Genomic DNA, 18683 nt, shown 5'->3' on the forward strand with positions numbered 1-18683 from the left:
CGGTGGTATGGATCTCAATTTCCGGCCGATTTGTTAGACGACGACACCTGTCCGATGAGGGAAGACGGAGGGATCGCCTGCCGGGTTCCGGTCTCGTTCAGGAAAGACCCCCAGATTGTTCACCCGGGGGTCTCCCATGGCGAGACCCCGGACGTGTCAGCCGGACTGGGACGGGGTCTGCTTGATGCCGTCGACGATGGCGCGGTTCATGACGGCGTTGGTGAACAGCACGGTGCCCGGCTTGATGAGGGCGTCGGCGTCGGTCCTCTGCTCCACCTGGACCGTGCGCTCGCCCAGGAAGACGTCGCTCTTCCTGTCGAAGATCCATTCCTCGCGCTCACCGCTGGTCTCGTCGAGCCGGGCCACCGCGACACCGTGCCGGCCGGCCGCGTCCACCGCGTCGTTCACCACGACGACGCCGGGGATCTTCGCGGCGGCCTTGAAGAGCGCCGGGTAGAGCTTCGCCGGGGGGTAGCTCTCGCCGAGCAGGTCGCCGATGGTGGCGAACGCCTCCTGGTCGGGGGAGTTTCCCTGCCCCTTGGTCTCCTTGTAGATCTTGGCCAGCAGGGCGTCGGGGTCGGTGGTCAGCTTGGCCAGGTAGTCGTACGACGGAGAGTTCAGGTTCGCCGTCGGGGTGTTGCCCTGCTCGTCGGGCAGGCTCAGGGTCTCGCCCGCGGGGCTGTCGTTGACGGCCGGGTCGATCAGCCAGCCCTTGGTGCCGTCGGCGGACCTCCACACCTGGCGGGTGTGCAGCTCGTGGCTGGCCAGGGAGGTCCCGGCGTCGGTGGACTTCACGAAGGTGTCGGCCGACTTGGACTCGACGTAGACGTACTGGCCGGGCTTGACGTCCGGGTGGGATGTGTCGGCCGCCGCCAGCGCGATCCGGTCGAGCAGCTGCGGTACGCCGTTGCTGGTCGCGGCGCCGACGGTGGTGGTCAGGGCCGGTCCGGTGGCGACGCCTTCGTCCTTGACGCCGTTGCCGCCACCGGAGGCGGCCACCCCCACGACGACCACCCCGGCGAGGGCGGCGGCCAGTGCGGGCAGGGCGATCGCGGGGCGCGGCAGCCGCAGCCGTCGAGCCCGGTCCGCCGGCTGCTCGGCCGTGCGCTCCGCCGCCTGGGTCTGGTGAATCTGGGCCATCATGCGCTCCTTGTGGAACTGGTGACGGCCCGGCGGCAGGTCGCGCGTCGTCCGGTCGAAGAGCCGGTCGCCCTCGTCCCGTTCGGCAGCGTTCTGCCGGGACGTGTTCGCGTTCATCGGTTTCCTTCCTGTGCGGGCCGGATCGCGTGTGCGTGATCGCCTCTTGTCTGTCGGCCGGGGCGGCCGCCTTCCCGATTCCCGGGAGTTGCTCCAAGATTTTTCCGACGTCGTGCCGTTTCGGCGTCGGCGAGCTTGCGGAGCTTCCTGCGGGCGCGGGAGAGCCGGGAGGCGACCGTGCCGACCGGGATGCCGAGCGCCTCCGCCGCGGCCTCGTAGTCCAGGCCCTCCCCGAGGCAGAGCGCGATGACCTCGCGCTCCGGGCGGCGCAGCGACGCGAGCGCGGTCAGTGCCGTCGCGAGGCGTTCCCGGTCGTCGAGCCGGGCCGCCACCTCCTCGGCGTGGTCGGGCACCGACAGCTCGGCCGCCGCGGCCGCCGTCGCCGCCGCCCGGTAGCGCCGGTTGCTCCGGTACTGGTTGCGCGCGGTGTTGGTGGTGATGCCCAGCAGCCACGGCCGCAGGGAACCGCCGGTCGGATCGACCTTCTCGCGCAGCCGCCACGCCTCCATGAAGGTCGCGGCCATCACGTCCTCGGCCGTCGACCAGTCGGCGGTCAGCCGGAAGGCGTGGTTGTAGACGGCGCGGGCGTAGGTGTCGAAGAGCTCGGAGAACGCGCTCGAATCCCCGGCCCGTACCCGGGTTCGCATATGAGTGCTCACGTCATTGAGCTGTGCGGCACCGGGCACCGACTTCCCGTGACCTGCGTCACACTCGCCTCTGGTACGCCCTCCCGTGTGGCGGAGGCTCATCATGCACGAGGGGCAGCGGGATCGACCGGCCCGGTTCGCCGTGGCCGGCGGTCCCCGGTATTGCCTCCCCGTACCGGCCCCCGTTACCTTGCGGCGGGGCTTGCGGCCAGGCACGCGGTGCGGTGCGTCCGGCGCATCGACGCGCGGCGTACGGAACGGACATCGGGTGACAGGTCGAGGCAAGGGCCGGCAGGAGGCGCAGCACGGCCTGCTCACGAACATCGCCGCCGAGGCGGGGGTCTCGCTCAGCACCGTGTCCAAGGTGGTGCACCGGCGCCGGGACGTCGGCGCGGTGACCCGGGACCGGGTCGAGGAACTGCTGGCTCGGTACGGGTACGTCCGCCCGTGGGAGCGGGATCCCGAGACGCCCCGGCAGATCATCGTCGTCTTCCGCGACCTGTCCGGCCCGTACACCCTGGAGGTCGCCCGGGGGATCGTGGACGCGGCCGGTGAGCTCGGCATCGACGTGGTGACCGGCACGACGAGCCGGCGCTCGATCTCCGCGTGGCTGGAGGAGTGCGTGGCGCTCGGCGCGGCCGGGCTGGTGATCGTGATCTCGATGCTGGCCGAGGAGGACCAGCGCAGGATCGTCGAACAGCGGCTGCCGGTCGTGCTGATCGACCCGCTCAGCGCCCCGTCCGAGGACATCCCGAGCATCGGCGTGACGAACTGGAGCGGCGCCCGGGACGCCGTCCAGCATCTGCTGGACCTGGGACACACCCGGATCGGCATGGTCGCCGGCCGCTCGCACTCCCTGGCCGGGGCGGCCCGCGTGCACGGCTACCGGGCCGCGCTGGAGGAGGCCGGGGTCGCCTACGATCCGGTGATCGTCCGCTCGACCGACTTCGACTACGCCGAGGCGCTGACCGCCAGCCTCCAGATCCTGCGGGCCGACGACCCGCCCACGGCCGTCTTCGCGGCCAGCGACGCGCAGGCGCTCGGCGTGCTGGAGGCGGCCCGGCAGCAGGGGCTCGCCGTACCGGGCGACCTGTCGGTGATGTCCTTCGACGACACCCTGGTGGCGGCCATGGCCTGCCCGCCGCTGAGCGCGGTGCGCCAGCCGTTCGAGGAACTGGGACGCGAGGCGACCCGGGTGCTCATGGACCTCGCCCAGGGCCGCCCGCCCGCGTCCCCGCGGATCGAGCTGACCACGGAACTCGTGGTGCGCACCTCGACGTCCGTTCGCCATCGCGTCAATACCCCGTAACCCGCGACCGCGCGAAACCCTTTCGCAATGTGCCGGTGACAGTGCCGGGCCGCCTACGAATACTGGCCTCCTCCCCGCACCCCCGTGGCAAAGGAACGCCGGTGAAAAGATCCTGGGCGCGAAAGGCCTTCGCTTCGGCGACGGCCCTCTGTATTGGCGTGGTGGTCGCCCTCGCCTCCGCTACGGCCGCGTCGGCGTATCAGCCGAGCCCCGCGAACCTGTATACGGCGGACAACACCGCCGCCTGCAACAAGAGCCCCTGTGTCCTCTACCCGAAGTCGGCCCAGCTGCCGGACGGCCGGCTCGTGGCCACCTTCGAGAACAGCCAGAGCGCCCCGGTGGGCCAGACGCTGCCCATCTACAAGAGCGACGACTCCGGCACGACATGGGCGAAGCTCGCCGACGTCAAGGCCCCCGCCTACCTCTCCACCGACTCCGCGTACGCCAAGTACACGAGCAACTGGACCAACCCGTACCTGTACGTCCTCCCGCAGAGCGTCGGCTCCCTGAGCGCCGGCACGCTGCTGCTCGCGAGCATCGTCTCGGGCGACGACTACTACTACGAGGAGCAGAAGGCCGCCAACTCCGGCTGGACGCCCACCAGTGACGGCGACCGCAAGGACGTGGCGCTGGCCCTGTACGCGAGTACGGATGACGGTGCGACCTGGAGCTTCCAGAACATCATCGCCGCCGGCGGCTGGCAGGGCGGCAGCGCGGGCAGCGTCGGCCGGGTCTCGACCGCCAACACCAACGCCCAGGTCGACCCCGTCTGGGAGCCGCACCTGCTCGCCCACAACGGCCAGCTCATCGCCTACTACTCCGACGAGGACGACTACACCGGCTACAACACCACCACCGGCGCCCCGACCCTCGACCCGGCCAACGACACCGCGACCGACTCCGGCGGCCAGGTCCTCCTGCACCGGACCTGGAACGGCACCAGCGGCTCGGCCTGGAGCAGCCCGGTCGTGGACGTCCCCGGCGCCACGGTGAGCATGGGCAGCGGAAAGACGGAGATCGGCGGCGGCCGCCCGGGCATGACGACCATCGCCCCGACGACCGACGGCAAGTGGCTGCTGACGTACGAGTACTGGGGCGGCGGGACGAACGTCCGCTACCGGATCTCCGACGACCCAACGAAGTTCTTCTCCGCCACGGACGCCGCGATCACCTCGCTGCCCGTGCCCTCGGGCGGGGCCGCCCTGTCCACCGGCGGCAGCCCGGTCCTGCTGCCGATGCCGGACGGCCGGATCGTCTACAACGCCGCGGGCAGCGGCGACGTCTGGGTCAACGAGTCCGGGCTGTCCACCGGCACCTGGAAGGAGTACAAGACGCCGATCGCCGCCGGATACAGCCGCACTCTCCAGTACGTCGACGGCACCGGACGCGTCCTGATCCTCCAGGCGTCCTGGAGCGGCACCAGCGTCGGCCCCGTGAAGTACGCCGAGGTCGACCTCGGCCGCTCCGACGGCGCGTACTACAGCCTCGTCAACCGGCTGACCGGCCAGGTCCTCACCACCGCGTCCGGCAGGACCCAGGACGCGAACCTCACCGGCAACACCCCCGACCTCGTCCTCGGCGCGGCCAGCTCGACCGACAACACCCAGCGCTGGCACCTGACCGCCAAGGGCGGCAACGTGACCCTGCTCAACAAGGCGGGGGGCCGCTCGGTCGCCATCTGGACCGGCACCGCCACGGCCGGGCAGAAGCTCGCGCAGTGGGTCGACGACGGCGCCACCGACAAACAGTGGACCCAGGTCGCGTCGTCGACCAGCGGCTACTACAAGCTCCGCTCGGTCCTCAACTCCAGCCTCTACATGACCGGTTCGGCCGCGGGCGGTGCCGTCACCGTGGCGGCCGCGACCACCGACGGCTCACAGGACTGGCAGCTGGTCCAGGACCCGCTCCCCACGGCCTCGACCTTCACCCTGAAGGGCACCTACTCCGGCCGCTGCCTCGACGTGCCGAACGGCCAGACGGGCGTCCAGGTCCAGATCTACGACTGCTCGGGCAACGCCAACCAGACCATCACCCGGACCACGGCCGGCGAACTGCGCGTCTCCGGCAACTGCCTGGCCGCGAACGGCGACGGTACGACCGCGGGCACCACGCTCATCCTCTGGACCTGCAACGGGAAGTCCAGCCAGAAGTGGGCGTTCCGCGTGGACGGCACCATCGTCAACCGCTCCAACGGCCTGGTCATCGACGTGACCAACTGGGGGACGGCCAACGGCTCGAAGGTCGAGCTGTGGACCGGGCTGGGCACCGCGACCCAGCAGTGGAGCCGAAGCTAGGCGCTTCGCCGGCAGGTCGGCGCGTCGGCTGCGGGTGCGTCGTGGCTGGTCGCGCCCACGCGGCGGAGCCGCATATCAGGCACAGTCCCGCGCCCCTGAAAAGCTGGGGCTGCGCCCCACTTTCAGGGGCGCAGCCGTGCTCGCTACTCCCGCTCGACGCTCACCGGCACCCCGTGCTGCCGGAGCACCGTCGCGTCCCGCACCTCGCCCACCAGCCGGATCGCGGTCCGCACCGGGGTGTCCAGGCTGGAGGAGCCCGCCTCCAGCAGGATCTCGCCGGGCTCCACGACGCGGTGGCCGGCCAGTCCGGTGAAGGCCAGGCGGTCGGTGTGGACGTGGAAGCGGACCGTCGCCTCCTCGCCGGGTTCGAGGGCGACCTTGGCGAAGGCCAGCAGCGCGCGCACCGGGCGGGTCACCTGGGCGACCGGGTCGATCGCGTACAGCTGGACGGTCTCGGCGCCCGCGACCGCCCCCGTGTTCCGCACCCGCGCTCGCACCGTGAACTCCCCGTCCGTGGGCACCTGTTCGCGGCCCACGGACAGCTGGTCCACCTCGAACGTCGTGTACGACAGCCCGTGTCCGAAGGGGAACGCGGGGGTCGGGTCGAGGTTGGACAGGAAGCTCTGCCGGTCGCCGAGCGGTGGGTGGAGATAGGTGTACGGCTGGCCGCCCGGCGAGGTGGGGATCTGCACGGGCAGCCTGCCGCTGAAGTTCGCCTTCCCGGCGAGGAGCTGGGCCACCGCCCGGCCACCCTCCTCGCCCGGCAGGAACACCTGCACCATGGCCGCCGCGGCGGACGCGAACCGGCCCACGGCGTAGGGCCGGCCACTGCTCACGACCAGCACGACGGGCTTCCCGGTCGCCAGCACCGCCTCGACCAGTTCCTCCTGGGCGCCCGGCAGCCGGAGATCCTCCACGTCACAGCCCTCGCCGGAGGTGCCGATGCCGAACATGCCCGCCTTGTCGCCGACGACCAGGACGGTGAGGTCGGCGGCGGCCGCGGCCGCCACGGCGGCGGGCACACCGGAGCGGTCCTCGTCCCGGACCGGGCAGCCCTGGACGAACTCCCACTCCACAGAGGGGAGTTCCTCGGCCAGCGCGGTGCGGAGGGAGACGGCCTCGACACCGTTGCCGAGGTCGTCGCGGCCGGCGAGGACATGGTTGGGGAAGCTGTAGCAGCCGAACATGGTGCGGACGTCGTCGGCGCACGGGCCGATCAGCGCGATCCGGCCGCCGGACGGAAGGGGCAGGGTGCCGTCGTTCGAGAGCAGGACGGCACTCGACCGGGCCACGGCCAGGGCGAGCGCACGGCTGCCCGGCTTGTCGAGGTCCAGTTCGCCCGCGCGCAGGGCGGGGGAGCGTGGGTCGAAGTCCGCGTCCAGCAGCCCGAGTTCGGCCTTCTGTCGCAGCACCCGGCGCACCGAGCGGTCGACCAGGTCCTCGTCGATGGCGCCCTGCTCCACGGAGTGCACGAGCGCGTCGCCGAAGCCGCGCTGGTCGGGGAGTTCGACGTCCATCCCGGCGCGCAGGGCGAGCACCCCGGCGTCGGGCAGGTCGGCGGCCACCCGGTGGGCGGTCACCAGGAAGGGCAGCGACCAGTAGTCGGAGACGACGGTGCCCTCGAACCCCCAGGCGTTCCGGAGGACGTCGGTGAGCAGGCGGCGGCTGGCGGCGGGGGCCTCGCCGTCGATCTCGGCGTACGAGTTCATGACCGACCGCACGCCCGCGGCGACCAGGCGCTCGAACGGCGGCAGCAGGACGTCGTGGAGTTCGCGGGGGCCGGCCTGGACGGGGGCGTGGTTGCGGCCGCCCATGGAGGCGGAGTACCCGGCGAAGTGCTTGAGGGTGGCGTACACGCCCGCGCTCTGCAGGCCGGTGACGTACGCCTCGCCCATCTCCCCGACCAGGTGGGGGTCCTCGCCGTAGGTCTCCTCGCAGCGGCCCCAGCGGTAGTCCCGGATCACGTCGACGACCGGGGCGAGCCCCTGGTGGACGCCCGCCTCGGCCATGTCGGCGCCGATGGCCGCGCCGACCCGCCGGATCAGCTCCGGGTCGAAGGTGGCCGCCATGGCGAGTGAGGTGGGGTAGATGGTCGCCCCGTAGGCGGTGAAGCCGGTGAGGCACTCGTCGTGCGCCATGGCCGGGATACCGAGCCTGCTCTGTGCCATGACCTGCCGCTGCCGGTCGGCCAGCGCCCGGGAGTGTTCCAGGGCGGGCCGGGGCAGGGTGCCGTACGGGCGGGTGAGCTGGCCCAGGCCGTGCCGGGCGGTCTCGGCGAGGTCGCCGACCCGGTCGAAGATGCTGGTGCCCGGTGCCACCTCGGGGCCGGCCGGTTCGACGTCCTCCCAGGCGCTGCTGAGCTGCGCGACCTTCTCGGCGAGGGTGAGCCGGGCGAGCAGTGCCTCGACCCGTTCGGCGACGGGGAGGGCGGGGTCGGTCCAGGGACGGCCGTCCTCCTCCTGGGGGAGGCCGCCGTGGTCGGGCATGGTGGTCGTCATTCACGACTCCTCGGGGAGTTGCGCGGGCATGCCGACGGGGCCGGGCGCGGGGCCCGGCCGTCGTACGGGGGTCGACTTCCCGGTGGTATGGGCTACTTGGTTACTTGGAGAAGCCGGCGGTGAGGCCGGCGACGAGCTGGCGCCGGGCGAGGATGAAGAGCGCGAGCATCGGGAGGGTGGAGAGCACCACCGCGGCCATGGTGGCCGGTACGTCGATGCCGAACTGGCCCTTGTAGAGGGTCAGCGCCAGCGGCAGTACGGCCTTGTCGCCGCTCTGGGTGAGGATGAGCGGGAAGAGGAAGCCGTTCCAGACCTGGAGTCCGTCGTACACGGCGACCGTCATCAGGGCCGGGCGGGCCAGCGGCGCCGCCAGCGACCAGAGCATGCGCCAGTCGCCGGCCCCGTCGACGATCATGGCCTCGAACAGCGAGCGGGGCACGTCACGCAGGAAGCTCACCAGGATCATCACGGTGATCGGCAGCGCGAACGCGGCCGACGGAAGCACGATCGCGAGCAGGCTGTCGTAGAGCCGCATCCTGATGATCAGCAGGTACACGGGGATGATCACGGCCTGCAGCGGGATCGCCAGGCCCAGCAGGAACAGCCGGAACGACAGCCGGGACAGGCGGCTGCCGGCGCCGCGGACGATCGCGAACGCGGCCATGAGGGCGAAGGCGACCGCGAGCACCACCGTCCCGGCGGTGACGACCACGCTGTTGAGCAGGTAGGTGGTGAAGTCGCCGTCCAGCACGGCCCGGTAGTTGTCGAACGTCGGGTGGGCGGGGAGCGCCAGGGGGCTGTCGGTGGTGAAGTCGGCGCGGGCGCGCAGGCTGGTGACGACGAGCCAGTAGACGGGTACGACGACGATCGCCGTCCACGCGATCGTGGCGCTGCCACTGAGGGCGCGGCGGAGGATGCCGGGCAGGGGGTTGGGCCGTACCGGCCCGGGGGTCGCCGTGCCCCGGGCGGGGAGGTCGTCCGGTGCGGTGGCGGCGCGGGCCTCGGTCACGGTGGTGCTCACATGCCCTCCTGCCGGCTGTCCATCCGGGTGAAGCCGGACAGCCGGGTGGTCAGCAGCGACAGGCCGAGGCCGAAGACCACCAGGAGGGTGGCGACGGCGCTGGCCCGGCCCATGTCGTGGGTCTGGAATCCGGTGATGTACATGGCCAGGGGAAGGACCCGGGTGGCGGTGCCGGGGCCGCCGGTTCCGCCGGACAGCACGAAGATCAGGTCGAAGTAGGTCAGCGAGCCGACGAGCATCAGGGTGCTGGAGGTGACCATCGTGTACTTCAGCTGCGGCAGGGTGATGTGCCGGAAGCGGGCCGCCGGGCCCGCGCCGTCGAGGGCGGCGGCCTCGTACAGCGCGGTGGGGATCTGCCGTATCCCGGCCTGGTAGAGCAGCGCGTGGAACGGCACGAACTGCCAGGCGATCACGAAGATCACCGTATACAGCGCGAGGTCCGGCGAGCCGAGCAGCGGCTTCGCCAGCCAGTGCAGGCCGGGTGTGGCGCCGATGCCGAAGGACGGGTCGAGCAGCGCCTGCCAGGTCAGGCCGATCGCCACCGCGGACAACAGCAGCGGCAGGAAGAACAGCACCGCGAACAGCGCCCGCAGCTTCCCCTTCGGCGCCTGGAAGACGCCGAGGGCCAGCGCGATCGGCGTCTGGACCAGCCAGCTCACCACCATCACCTTGACGGTGAGCCCGAGCGCCTGCCAGGTCGCGCCGTCGGTCAGGACGTCGGCCCAGTTGGCGAAGCCGGCCCAGCCGATGGAGCCCAGGCCGTCCCAGTCGGCGAGGCTGAGCGCCAGCACGCCGACGAGGGGGACCAGACCGAACAGGCCGAACAGGAGCAGAGCGGGGGCGGCCATGAGCAGGCCGCTCGAACGGCGGCCTGCCTTACGGCCGGCGGCGACAGCGGTGGTCACGACCCCGCCTTGCTCATGTTCGTACCGAACTCGGCGGGCGAGATCTGCCGCAGGAACGACTTGTCGGTGTTGGTCAGCAGCGGGTCCGTCTGGTCGGACGGCAGTGCCTGGTCCCAGGAGAGCTGGAAGCCCGGGGCGTTCTGCACCAGGTCGTAGACGAACGTCAGCCACTGCTTGTCGGACGACGACTTCACGGCGGCCAGCTTCGACTCCAGGCCCTTGACCGGCGGCACACTTCCGGCGGCGAGATAGGCGTCGACCTGGGAGCCGTCCAGGACGTAGTCCTTGAGGTAGGTCAGGGCGGCCGACCTGTTCTTCGTCGAGGAGTTCAGGGACAGGAAGTTCGAGGGGTTGCCGACGATGCTCTTCGGGTCCCCGGCGCCGCCGGACACCGACGGGAAGGCGGTGTAGCCGAGGTCGCCCTTCTTCAGGAAGTCCGGGGCGGCCTTGGCTATGTTGGCGTACTCCCAGGTGCCCATCACCTCCATCGCGGCCTTGCCGGTGTAGAGGAGGGCCGTGGAGGCGCCCTGGTCGTAGTTGACGGAGGAGGCGTTGTCGCCGAAGGCACCGGCCTTCACCAGGTCCTGGAGGTCCTGGTTGGCCTTGCTGACCGACGCGTCCTTCCACCCCTCGGCGTCACCGGAGGCGATCTTCGTGAAGACGTCGGAGCCGCCCTGCCGGTCGAGCAGGTACTCCAGGTACATCAGCGTCGGCCACTTGGAGTTCGCGGCGAGGGACAGCGGGGTCACGCCCTTGCCCTTGAGCTTCTTCACGGCCGCCAGCAGGTCGTCGTACGTCTTCGGCGGCTGGACGCCCGCGTCGGCCAGCACCTTCTTGTTGTAGTAGAGGACGACCGGGGCGAGGCCGTTGGCGGGGACGCCGTAGACCTTGCCGTCGAAGGTGGCGCTCTGCATCACGCTCGGCGTGTACCGGTCCGTGCCCGCCTCGGCCTGCGTCAGCGCGTCGACCTTGCCGGCCTTGACGTAGTCGTCGAGGGCTCCGCCGCCCCAGCTGAAGAAGATGTCCGGGGCCTGGTTCGCGCCGAAGGCCACACGCAGCTTCTGCTTGTAGTCGTCGTTCGCGAAGAGCCGCAGGGTGATCTGCGCGTCCGGGTGGTCCTTGTTGTAGGCGTCGACGGACTCCTTGAGGATCGTCTGGTCGTTGAGCGCCCACATCGTCAGGCCCTTCGCGGAGCCCGCCGACGATCCGGACGGTCCCGAAGTCCCGCACGCGGCAAGGGCCATGGCCGCCGCCAGGGTTACGGCGGACGCCACGGCGTGACGAACGCGCGGGCTTCCGAGATGTCCGCTGACCGGTGTTCTCCGCATGGTCGTGCCTCTCTTGTATCCCCATACCGTCGGTGAGCGAGGCAGATCGGGGACTCGTACGAAAGGCTTTCGTACGCGAGGTTGCCGACGGCCTGCCTGCTGGCCGGGACACTGACACGGGATTCACGGCAGGGACAAGCGAGGGAAATGCCTCGGTTACGAAACATTTTCGCGAACCGTGGCAAGTGGCGGAGCTGTGGCGACAGGGCGCCCGGGGTCAGTCGTGCCCGAGGGCACCCGCCGCGGCCGCCATGAGCGATTCCGCGGCGTCCTCGGCGGTGTCCGGAGGCACGACCACGAGGTCCCAGCGTCCGCGGCCGGGGGCGAGCAGGACGACGGTGTGCGGGGCGTTCGCCGCCAGGGCTCTGCGCAGACGTACGACCTGGTTGGAGACGAGTATCCGGCCGGGCGTCGCCGACCACGCCGCCCCGTTGACGGTGACGCTGGCGATATGGCCCCAGTCGCGCGGCAGCCCGGCCAGCAGGCGCGGGAGTTCCACGAGGAGGTCGTAGGAGCGCGGCCACCATGCTCCGTCGATGGGCCGGGGCAGGTCGCCGTGGGGCGCCAGGTGCAGGCGGAGGACGGGGTGGGAGGGAAGCGCGGGCTGCAGTGCGGTGGTCGTCATGAGGCTCCTGCCAACTGCGGTAGGTGGATGCGTGGTTGCCGTCAGACACGGCGCGCGGCGACCCGGTCCGGCGTCGGCCGGCGCACGTCGTACACCCAGCCGAGGCGTTCCAGGAGGCGGATGACGGCGGCCGACGGATCGATCTGGCCGCGGTCGACGCCGTGCCGGGCGCTGGTCGGGTCGGCGTGGTGGAGGTTGTGCCAGCTCTCCCCGAAGGAGAGCAGGGCGAGCGGCCACAGGTTGGTGGCGCGGTCGTGGCGGCGGGTGCGGAAGGGGCGTTCCCCGATCATGTGGCACAGGGAGTTGACGCTCCAGGTGACATGGTGGAGCAGCGCGATGCGGACAAGTCCCGCCCACAGCAGCGCGGTCAGGCCGTACACCCAGCTGCCGCCGATGGCCCAGCCCGCCCCGAACGGCAGGGCCAGGGTGAGGACGCACAGCAGTGGGAAGGCGCGCGAGACGGCCCGGATGTCCGGGTCGGCGAGCAGGTCCGGGGCGTAACATTCGGCGGGCGTATGGTCGTTGCGGAACAGCCAGCCGACGTGGGCGTCCAGGAGTCCGCGCAACTGGCCGCGCAGGTGAGTGCCGTAGCGGTACGGGGAGTGCGGGTCGCCGGGCCGGTCGGCGAAGGCGTGATGGCGACGGTGGGTGGCGACCCAGCCGATGACGTTGCCCTGGAAGCTCATCGAACCGGCCACCGCGAGCGCGATGCGCACGGGACGTACCGCACGGTAGCTGCCGTGGGTGAGGCCGCGGTGGAAGCCGACCGTGACGCCCAGACCGGTGACCGTGTAGAAGACGGCGGCGAGCAGGATGTCGGCGGGATGGACGAGACGGCCCCACAGCAGCCAGCCGACCAGGCCGAGAGCCACGAACGGCAGGACGACGATCACCGCCGTCACGGTCACGTACAGCCGCTCCCCGCCGTGGCGCGCGGGCGCCGGTCCGTCCGGCGGGAAGGGCGAGACGCCGTCGTAGACCCGGGGCGGCGCGGCGGTGTCCGGCGGGCTCGGAGCGACGGGTGTGGTGGGGGGTACGGGGGCTATGGGGGTTATGGGAGTGGACGGCATGGTGGGGCTCCTTGACCTGGATGAAGGCCGCTCGGAAGGAGGTGCGGCCGGGGTCACGGGCTGCCCCTGAGGGGTGGGTGGTGTGCTGGAGACGACCTGTCGGTAGGCACGACGCACCCTCGCTCCCCCCAACGTACCCCCTCATACTCCTTGTGCACGGGATACCGGGAGTGCGTCGACCGGCGCCCGCCGGCCGGACGCGCCCGGGCCCGCGTCGCGTTGACACCCGTCGTCGCCGGACATTGACTGGCAGGACGACCGAGGGCCAGGCCATGAGGCAGGGCCGACCGGGTCCCCGGAAGCCTGGAGCAGGCCGTCGAGAAGGTGACGCGAAGGCCGTCTTCAGGCGGTGCCCCCCATCGCAACGGAAGCGGTACACACGACGATGTACGACCAGACACGCGCCCAGCAGCCCGCGGACCGGCCCCCGGGCTCCGGCGAACGCCGCACCACGGGCCCGGAGCCGCTGCTCGCCCCGGAAGAACGGGACGAGATCGTGCGCCGCCTCGGACATGCCGTCAACACCTTCGCGGACACCCCGCGCGAGGCCCTGGAGGAGGCCGAGGGCGCCTTCGACGAAGCCGCCGCCCAGCTCACGAAGGCCCTCGCGGAACTGCGGCAGACCCTCCGCGCGGGCTGGCAGGACCGGGACCCCGGGACGGACTCCACCGAACTCCGGCTCGCGCTGAGGCAGTACCGGGAGATCACCCAACGGCTGCTGCGCACCTAGGGTCTGTCCGGCGGCGGCCGGGGGCTCCGCCGGTCACCCGTGGGGCCGCGGAACACGCCGGAGTAGAGTGGATGATCCAGTCCGAGTCCGTCTCATACCGGGACACCGAACTCCGAGGTCGCCGTGCAGCCCATGCAAACACCCTCGGACGGGCTTGCCGCGGTCCGCATCGTCGCCGCCTCGCCCGAGGTCGCCCGCCGGGTGGCGGAGGTGCTGCGCCACTGTTTCGCCGCCGCCGAGCAGCGCAGTTATCCCGCGGGCCCCGACGGAGGAACCCTGCTCGACCTCACCGTGGACACCACCCGCGCGGCAGAACCCGCACGGTCCTGGCTCGAAACCAGCCAGTCCGGGCGGCGGGCCGCCGACGGAGGCGGGACGGCGTCCGGGAACGGCTCCTCCGGCGCCGGCGCGGAGTAGCGTTGAGTCACCGGGAGCATTTCGCACACCGGCTCCGACGCCGGTGCCGTTCCCGGTGAGCGACGACACCGGGCGGCTGCCCTTCCGCAGGGGTCCGGAGACGGGTCCGCGCAATGTCCGCAACCACGCCTCGTGTCTCTCCACGGCCCGTTCCCGCCAGTCCGTCTGGTCCGTCTGGTCCCTCCAGTCCCTTCAGGGTTCCGACTGCGCGCATCGCGCTGAGATCCGTGAGTCCTTCCCGAGGGGCCGCCGGGCTGGACGGCGCGTGGTGGCCCCGTTCACGTGACCTGCCGAGCGAGCTCTCCGCCCTGGCGGATGTGCTGGATCCGCTGTGGGGACGGATCACCCGTATTGCGGTCAACCCCCGCCACTGGCCGGTCCTCCCCTCCAGGATGTCCGCCAACGGCCACGTGGTGAAGGTCGGTTGGTCCGCCTCGGAGCTGGATCCGCACGAGATCCTGCTGCTGTCCTACACCGCGGGCCGCTGGGACCTCCTCGTGATCCCCCCGGAAACCGGCGCCCTCTCGGCCGCCCGGCTGATGGCCGCCGCGAGTGCGGACAGCGGCCCGTCGATGACCGCGGCCACGCTCATGACGGCGGAACGGGCCCGCACCGGAACCCCGCGGCCCGGGAAGGACGAGACCGGCGGCGCCCCCTCCGCCCTCCTGCTCTGCCCCTGACGACGCAGCGGGCCCGGGGAGACACACCGGCGACGGTCATGCCGACGCGTCAGGGGATACGGCTCGGGGCGGCCGAGGGGGGAGCGGCCACTCGGCGGCGTTCTGTCCGCCGGCGGCGACCGTCCGGTGGGGCGGGCACTCGGGAGGTGCGGGAGCGGATCGTCGTGTCGGCCATGCGGGCGGGCTCCGGCCGGGGGACCATCGGACACGGGTGTGTCGGCTTCCCTGACGTGCCCGCGGTCTCCGGTGCGAGGCCGCGAACGGCTGGAGGGTGCGTGGTGGCGGGTGCGTGGTGCGGGTGCGGTGCCTGGTGCGGGAGACGAGGGGCGGGAGTGGCCGGCGGCCGAGCCGGGTTTCTGGTGGCAGGTCGTCGCCCAGCTGAGCACGGCACTGATGGTGGTGGATCCGGCCGGACGGATCGTCGCCCTCAACCCGGCCGCCGAGCGGCTGCTGGGCCGTGCCGCCGGCGAGATGCGCGGAAGGGACGCGCACGACCTGCTGCACCGGGACGCGGGCGGCGGCACGCTCCAACGGGAGCGGTGCCCCCTGCTGCAGGCGCTGGCCCAGGAGGCCCCCGCGCACGGGGAGGGCGACAGCTACCTGCGCGGTGACGGCCGCCTGATCACGATCTCCTGGTCCGCTTCCCCCCTGCGGGACGGCGCCTCCTTCAAGGGCATCGCCCTGATGTTCACCGACGTCACGGGCGACCACGGCGCGCGTCGGGAACGTGCGGCCTATACGAGCGCCCTGGAGGACCTCAACGAGCGGCTGACGCTGGTCGCGGAGATCACCGACGTACTGGGCCAGACCCTGGAGACGGACGAGGCCCTCGCCCGGCTGGGCCGCCTGCTGGTTCCCCGCCTGGCCGACTGGGCGGCGATCGACCTCCTGACCCGTTCCGGGCAGGTCCGCCGCATGGCGGTGACCGGTCCCGCGGGCCGGGACGCCGCGCTGGAGGGCGGGCGCGAGCGGCTTCCCGATCCCGGGGAGGGGGACCGCTCACCTCTCGCCCACGTACTGAACAGCGGTGATCCCGTGCTTCAGGACGAGGCCCGGACGGTGGCGCCGCCCGGCTCCCCGCTGGCCGCGGCGTACAGCGGGTTTCTGCGGACGGTGGGCGCGAGGTCCGTCCTCGCGGTGCCGCTGGGCTCCGGACGCCAGATCACCGGCGCCCTGACGCTGGTGCGCACCGACCCGGCACACCCCTTCGACGCCGCCGACCTGGGGGTGGTGAGCGACATCGGGCGGCGGGTCGGCCTGGTCATCGACAACGCACGGCGGTTCGGCCGCCAGCGCGCGGTCGCCGAGGCCATGCAGCGCAACCTGCTCGCCCCCCTGCCCCAGCCCGGCCGCCTGCGGCTGGCCGCCCGCTACCAGCCCGCCCCGGCCGGTTCCCAGGTCGGCGGTGACTGGTACGACGCGTTCGAGTTGAAGGACGGCACGCTCGCGCTGGTCATCGGCGACGTCGTGGGCCACGACCTGACCGCGGCGGCCGGAATGGCCCAACTGCACGGCATCCTGCGCTCACTGGCCTGGGACCACACCGGGCCGCCCGGCGCCGTCGTCGACCGTCTCGACGACGCCATGCCCGCCATCACCACCGTCTCCATGGCCACCCTCGTCCTCGCCCGGGTCGAAGGACATCCGCACACCGGGCCGTGGACACTGCGGTGGACCAGCGCCGGCCATCCGCCGCCTCTCCTGCTGACCCCGGGCGGACACGCGCGCTACCTCGAAGCCGGACAGGGCATCCTCCTCGGCGCCCTCCCGGGCAGTACGGCGAGCCGACCCGACGCCACCCAGTCCCTGCCACCGGGCTCCACCCTGCTGCTCTACACCGACGGGCTGGTCGAGGTCCCCGGCGGCGACCTCGGCACCGGCCTGGGCGAGCTGCGCCGCCACGCCCTCGCGCTCGCCGACGCACCGCTGGACACGCTGTGCGACCAGCTGCTCGCCCGCATGCCGCCTGGCAGCACCGACGACGTGGCCCTCCTCGCCCTGCGCCTGCCGGCTCTGTGACAGGGGCCGCGGCGGCCCGCCGGAGGGTGGTCATGGGTCAGAACCGCGGGGCCCGGGCCCCCGCCGCGGTGAGGACGAACTGGGCGTAGGAGTCGGCGTTCATCAGGGCGCGCCGGCCCATGGCGTACCAGTTCGGCTGGCGGCTGGAGTCGTTGTTCTCACCGCTGTACCCGGCGGGGTCCCGCAGGGCGCGCTTGGCGAGCGTGGCCGCGTCGCTCGCCGCCGCCGCCTCGGGGGCGATGGTGGCCATCTCGGCGTTGTACTCCTCCTCCTGCAACTCCGAGGCGCGCGGGCTGTACTGGTAGTCGAGCGTGCCGGCGAACCGGTGCGTCGCCTCGTGGATGATGTACCAGGCGTTCTGGCCCTCGTCCGTGAGGTTGATCGGGCCGCTGCGGCCGGTGTCCAGGGTCGGCAGCTCCTCGCTCTTCTGCTGGTCCGGGTTGGTCACGCGGCTGTACACGTCGTACCAGCTGGAGCCGACCCAGCCCGCGACTCCGCGAGGAACGTTGCCTTCGCCCACCAGGGCGATCTCCGCCCCCTGGGCGTTCAGCCCCGCCTGGATGCGCCGCACGACCTCGACGATCCGCGGCAGGAAGGCGGCGACCTGCTCGGGCGTCGCGGCCCGGAACGCCGGGAAGGCCGACTGGAGTGCCGTCAGCAGCCGGCCGCCCGGCGCGTCTCCCGCCGCCGTCAGCAGGGCGAGGGCCGTCGTGATGGCCTGCTTGGCCTCGACCAGGGCCCGCCGGGTCTGGGACTCGCGCTGCGGGTACTCGCGATCCGGGATGGTGCCCTTCTTGGAGAACCTCGCGTTCGCGCTGCTGTGCACCTGCTGGGTGGCGTCGTCGTAGACGTCCCCGTGCCGCGGTGCGCCCTGGCCGTTGATGCCCAGCTGGGTGGCGGTGCGGACGTCGTCCTGGTTGCTCCTGTTGCGCCAGCGGGTCTCCTGGCCGAGGCGGGGGTCGCTGAAGCTGGCGGCCTGGTCGAACTCCCAGACCGTGCGCTGGACCGCCGTCCCGCCGTCCCGCACCTGGGCCGTCCCGGCGTCCGGGACCCGCTGGGCGGTCCGCTCCGCACCGTCCGCCTCGTGGGCGACCGCGCGCTGCGCGACGACCGACGGCGCGGTGGCCGCTCCCGCCGTGAAGGCGGCGCCGTCGGCCACGGCCGCGCGCTCCGAGCCCTGCCCCGGGTCGGTCACCGTGACACCGGCGCCGTTGTCGTTGCCCGTCTCGCGGATTCCCCGGAGGTTCTTGTCGAGGTGGCTGGTCTCGTGGGCGAGGACCTCGGTGTCGCCGACGGCCGACGAGCCGAGGAAGATGTGGCTTCCGATCGTCATGGCCTGCGCGCCCAGCGCGGCGGTGGCGCGCTGGGCGGTCGTGTCGTCGTGGACGCGGCCCGCGGAGAGGGCGTCGTTGCCGTAGAACGCCTTCGCCTTGGTGAGGAAGGGGCCCGGGAGCGGGCTGCTCGGCGTTGCCATCGCGGCGTCGATGAGGCTGCGATGGGCGGCCGGGTGGGTGTCCTCGGCACCGTCGTGGCTGTGCCCTGTGGCCTCCCGGCGCTGGACGGCCGGGTCCACGTGCTCGCATCCCGGGCCGTGCTGGTGCCGCTCCTGCTCGACCATGCGGGCCACCGCGGTGTTGCCCGCCGTCTGCTGGAGGTCCAGCATCCGCTGGACCAGCGCACTGGGCCGGATCACGCGCTGGGCGGTGTCCCGTTCGTCCGACGACCGGTCCCGCTCTGCCCGCGCGTGCATGACGTTCCTTTCGCCCCGTACGACTCCCCGCCCATCCTTACCGGAACCCCGCCACCGCCCACAGGTCCGCGAGGGCAGTTCCCGGGGCAGCCGTGCGGGATCGGGCTCACTCGGTGGTGTGAACTTCTTCCCG

The 18683-nt window shown here is 72.1% G+C and carries 15 protein-coding genes; 6 read left to right on the forward strand and 9 right to left on the reverse strand.

The features are described from left to right. Positions 1 to 156: 156 nt before the first annotated feature. The gene (locus ACGFZQ_RS39750) at positions 157 to 1257 is read right to left on the reverse strand and encodes a CU044_5270 family protein (protein WP_393844502.1); all 1101 of its coding nucleotides are present in this window, start codon (positions 1255 to 1257) and stop codon (positions 157 to 159) included. Beyond that, positions 1254 to 1904 carry an RNA polymerase sigma factor gene (locus tag ACGFZQ_RS39755; protein ID WP_393844605.1) on the reverse strand — a complete coding sequence of 217 codons (651 nt, stop codon included), beginning with the start codon at positions 1902 to 1904 and terminating at the stop codon, positions 1254 to 1256. Before ACGFZQ_RS39755 ends, ACGFZQ_RS39750 begins: the two co-directional genes overlap by 4 nt. 268 nt (positions 1905 to 2172) lie before the next feature. Between ACGFZQ_RS39755 and ACGFZQ_RS39760 the strand changes: the two genes are divergently transcribed. Both ACGFZQ_RS39760 and ACGFZQ_RS39765 read left to right on the forward strand, forming a co-directional pair. Beyond that, positions 2173 to 3213, forward strand: coding sequence for a LacI family DNA-binding transcriptional regulator (locus ACGFZQ_RS39760; RefSeq protein WP_393844503.1), 1041 nt, complete (start codon positions 2173 to 2175; stop codon positions 3211 to 3213). A 101-nt stretch (positions 3214 to 3314) separates the two neighbouring features. Next, positions 3315 to 5507 carry an RICIN domain-containing protein gene (locus ACGFZQ_RS39765; RefSeq protein ID WP_393844504.1) on the forward strand — a complete coding sequence of 731 codons (2193 nt, stop codon included), beginning with the start codon at positions 3315 to 3317 and terminating at the stop codon, positions 5505 to 5507. Between the two features lie 143 nt (positions 5508 to 5650). Here the strand turns inward: ACGFZQ_RS39765 and ACGFZQ_RS39770 are convergent, their stop codons facing one another. From ACGFZQ_RS39770 to ACGFZQ_RS39795, 6 genes are all read right to left on the reverse strand, one after another. Next, positions 5651 to 8005: a glycoside hydrolase family 3 N-terminal domain-containing protein gene (locus ACGFZQ_RS39770; protein ID WP_393844505.1), complete on the reverse strand. Its 2355-nt coding sequence runs from the start codon at positions 8003 to 8005 to the stop codon at positions 5651 to 5653. A gap of 100 nt (positions 8006 to 8105) precedes the next feature. Continuing rightward, positions 8106 to 9026, reverse strand: a complete 921-nt coding sequence (locus tag ACGFZQ_RS39775) for a carbohydrate ABC transporter permease (RefSeq protein ID WP_393844506.1) — start codon at positions 9024 to 9026, stop codon at positions 8106 to 8108. After that, on the reverse strand, positions 9023 to 9874 hold the full coding sequence (locus ACGFZQ_RS39780) for a carbohydrate ABC transporter permease (RefSeq protein ID WP_382538627.1): 852 nt from the start codon (positions 9872 to 9874) through the stop codon (positions 9023 to 9025). Before ACGFZQ_RS39780 ends, ACGFZQ_RS39775 begins: the two co-directional genes overlap by 4 nt. A gap of 53 nt (positions 9875 to 9927) precedes the next feature. Beyond that, positions 9928 to 11205 (reverse strand): extracellular solute-binding protein, encoded by a 1278-nt coding sequence (locus ACGFZQ_RS39785; RefSeq protein WP_393844507.1) that lies wholly within the window; start codon positions 11203 to 11205, stop codon positions 9928 to 9930. 271 nt (positions 11206 to 11476) lie between these two features. Then, positions 11477 to 11884: a DUF5994 family protein gene (locus ACGFZQ_RS39790; RefSeq protein ID WP_393844508.1), complete on the reverse strand. Its 408-nt coding sequence runs from the start codon at positions 11882 to 11884 to the stop codon at positions 11477 to 11479. Positions 11885 to 11925: 41 nt separating this feature from the next. Then, the gene (locus ACGFZQ_RS39795; protein ID WP_393844509.1) at positions 11926 to 12954 is read right to left on the reverse strand and encodes an acyl-CoA desaturase; all 1029 of its coding nucleotides are present in this window, start codon (positions 12952 to 12954) and stop codon (positions 11926 to 11928) included. Between the two features lie 385 nt (positions 12955 to 13339). Between ACGFZQ_RS39795 and ACGFZQ_RS39800 the strand changes: the two genes are divergently transcribed. The 4 genes from ACGFZQ_RS39800 (at position 13340) to ACGFZQ_RS39815 (ending at position 16800) form a co-directional block, all read left to right on the forward strand. After that, entirely contained in the window at positions 13340 to 13684 is a 345-nt protein-coding gene (locus ACGFZQ_RS39800; protein WP_351740715.1) for a hypothetical protein, read from the forward strand. Positions 13685 to 13816: 132 nt separating this feature from the next. Further along, positions 13817 to 14101, forward strand: coding sequence for a hypothetical protein (locus tag ACGFZQ_RS39805; RefSeq protein ID WP_351740712.1), 285 nt, complete (start codon positions 13817 to 13819; stop codon positions 14099 to 14101). A 227-nt stretch (positions 14102 to 14328) separates the two neighbouring features. Continuing rightward, positions 14329 to 14781, forward strand: coding sequence for a DUF5994 family protein (locus ACGFZQ_RS39810; protein ID WP_351740709.1), 453 nt, complete (start codon positions 14329 to 14331; stop codon positions 14779 to 14781). Positions 14782 to 15084: 303 nt separating this feature from the next. Next, positions 15085 to 16800, forward strand: coding sequence for a SpoIIE family protein phosphatase (locus ACGFZQ_RS39815; protein ID WP_393844510.1), 1716 nt, complete (start codon positions 15085 to 15087; stop codon positions 16798 to 16800). Positions 16801 to 16837: 37 nt separating this feature from the next. Here the strand turns inward: ACGFZQ_RS39815 and ACGFZQ_RS39820 are convergent, their stop codons facing one another. Beyond that, on the reverse strand, positions 16838 to 18550 hold the full coding sequence (locus ACGFZQ_RS39820) for a DUF4157 domain-containing protein (protein ID WP_393844511.1): 1713 nt from the start codon (positions 18548 to 18550) through the stop codon (positions 16838 to 16840). Positions 18551 to 18683 lie beyond the last annotated feature (133 nt).

The organism is Streptomyces sp. NPDC048254 (genome assembly GCF_043201895.1).
Lineage (GTDB): Bacteria > Actinomycetota > Actinomycetes > Streptomycetales > Streptomycetaceae > Streptomyces.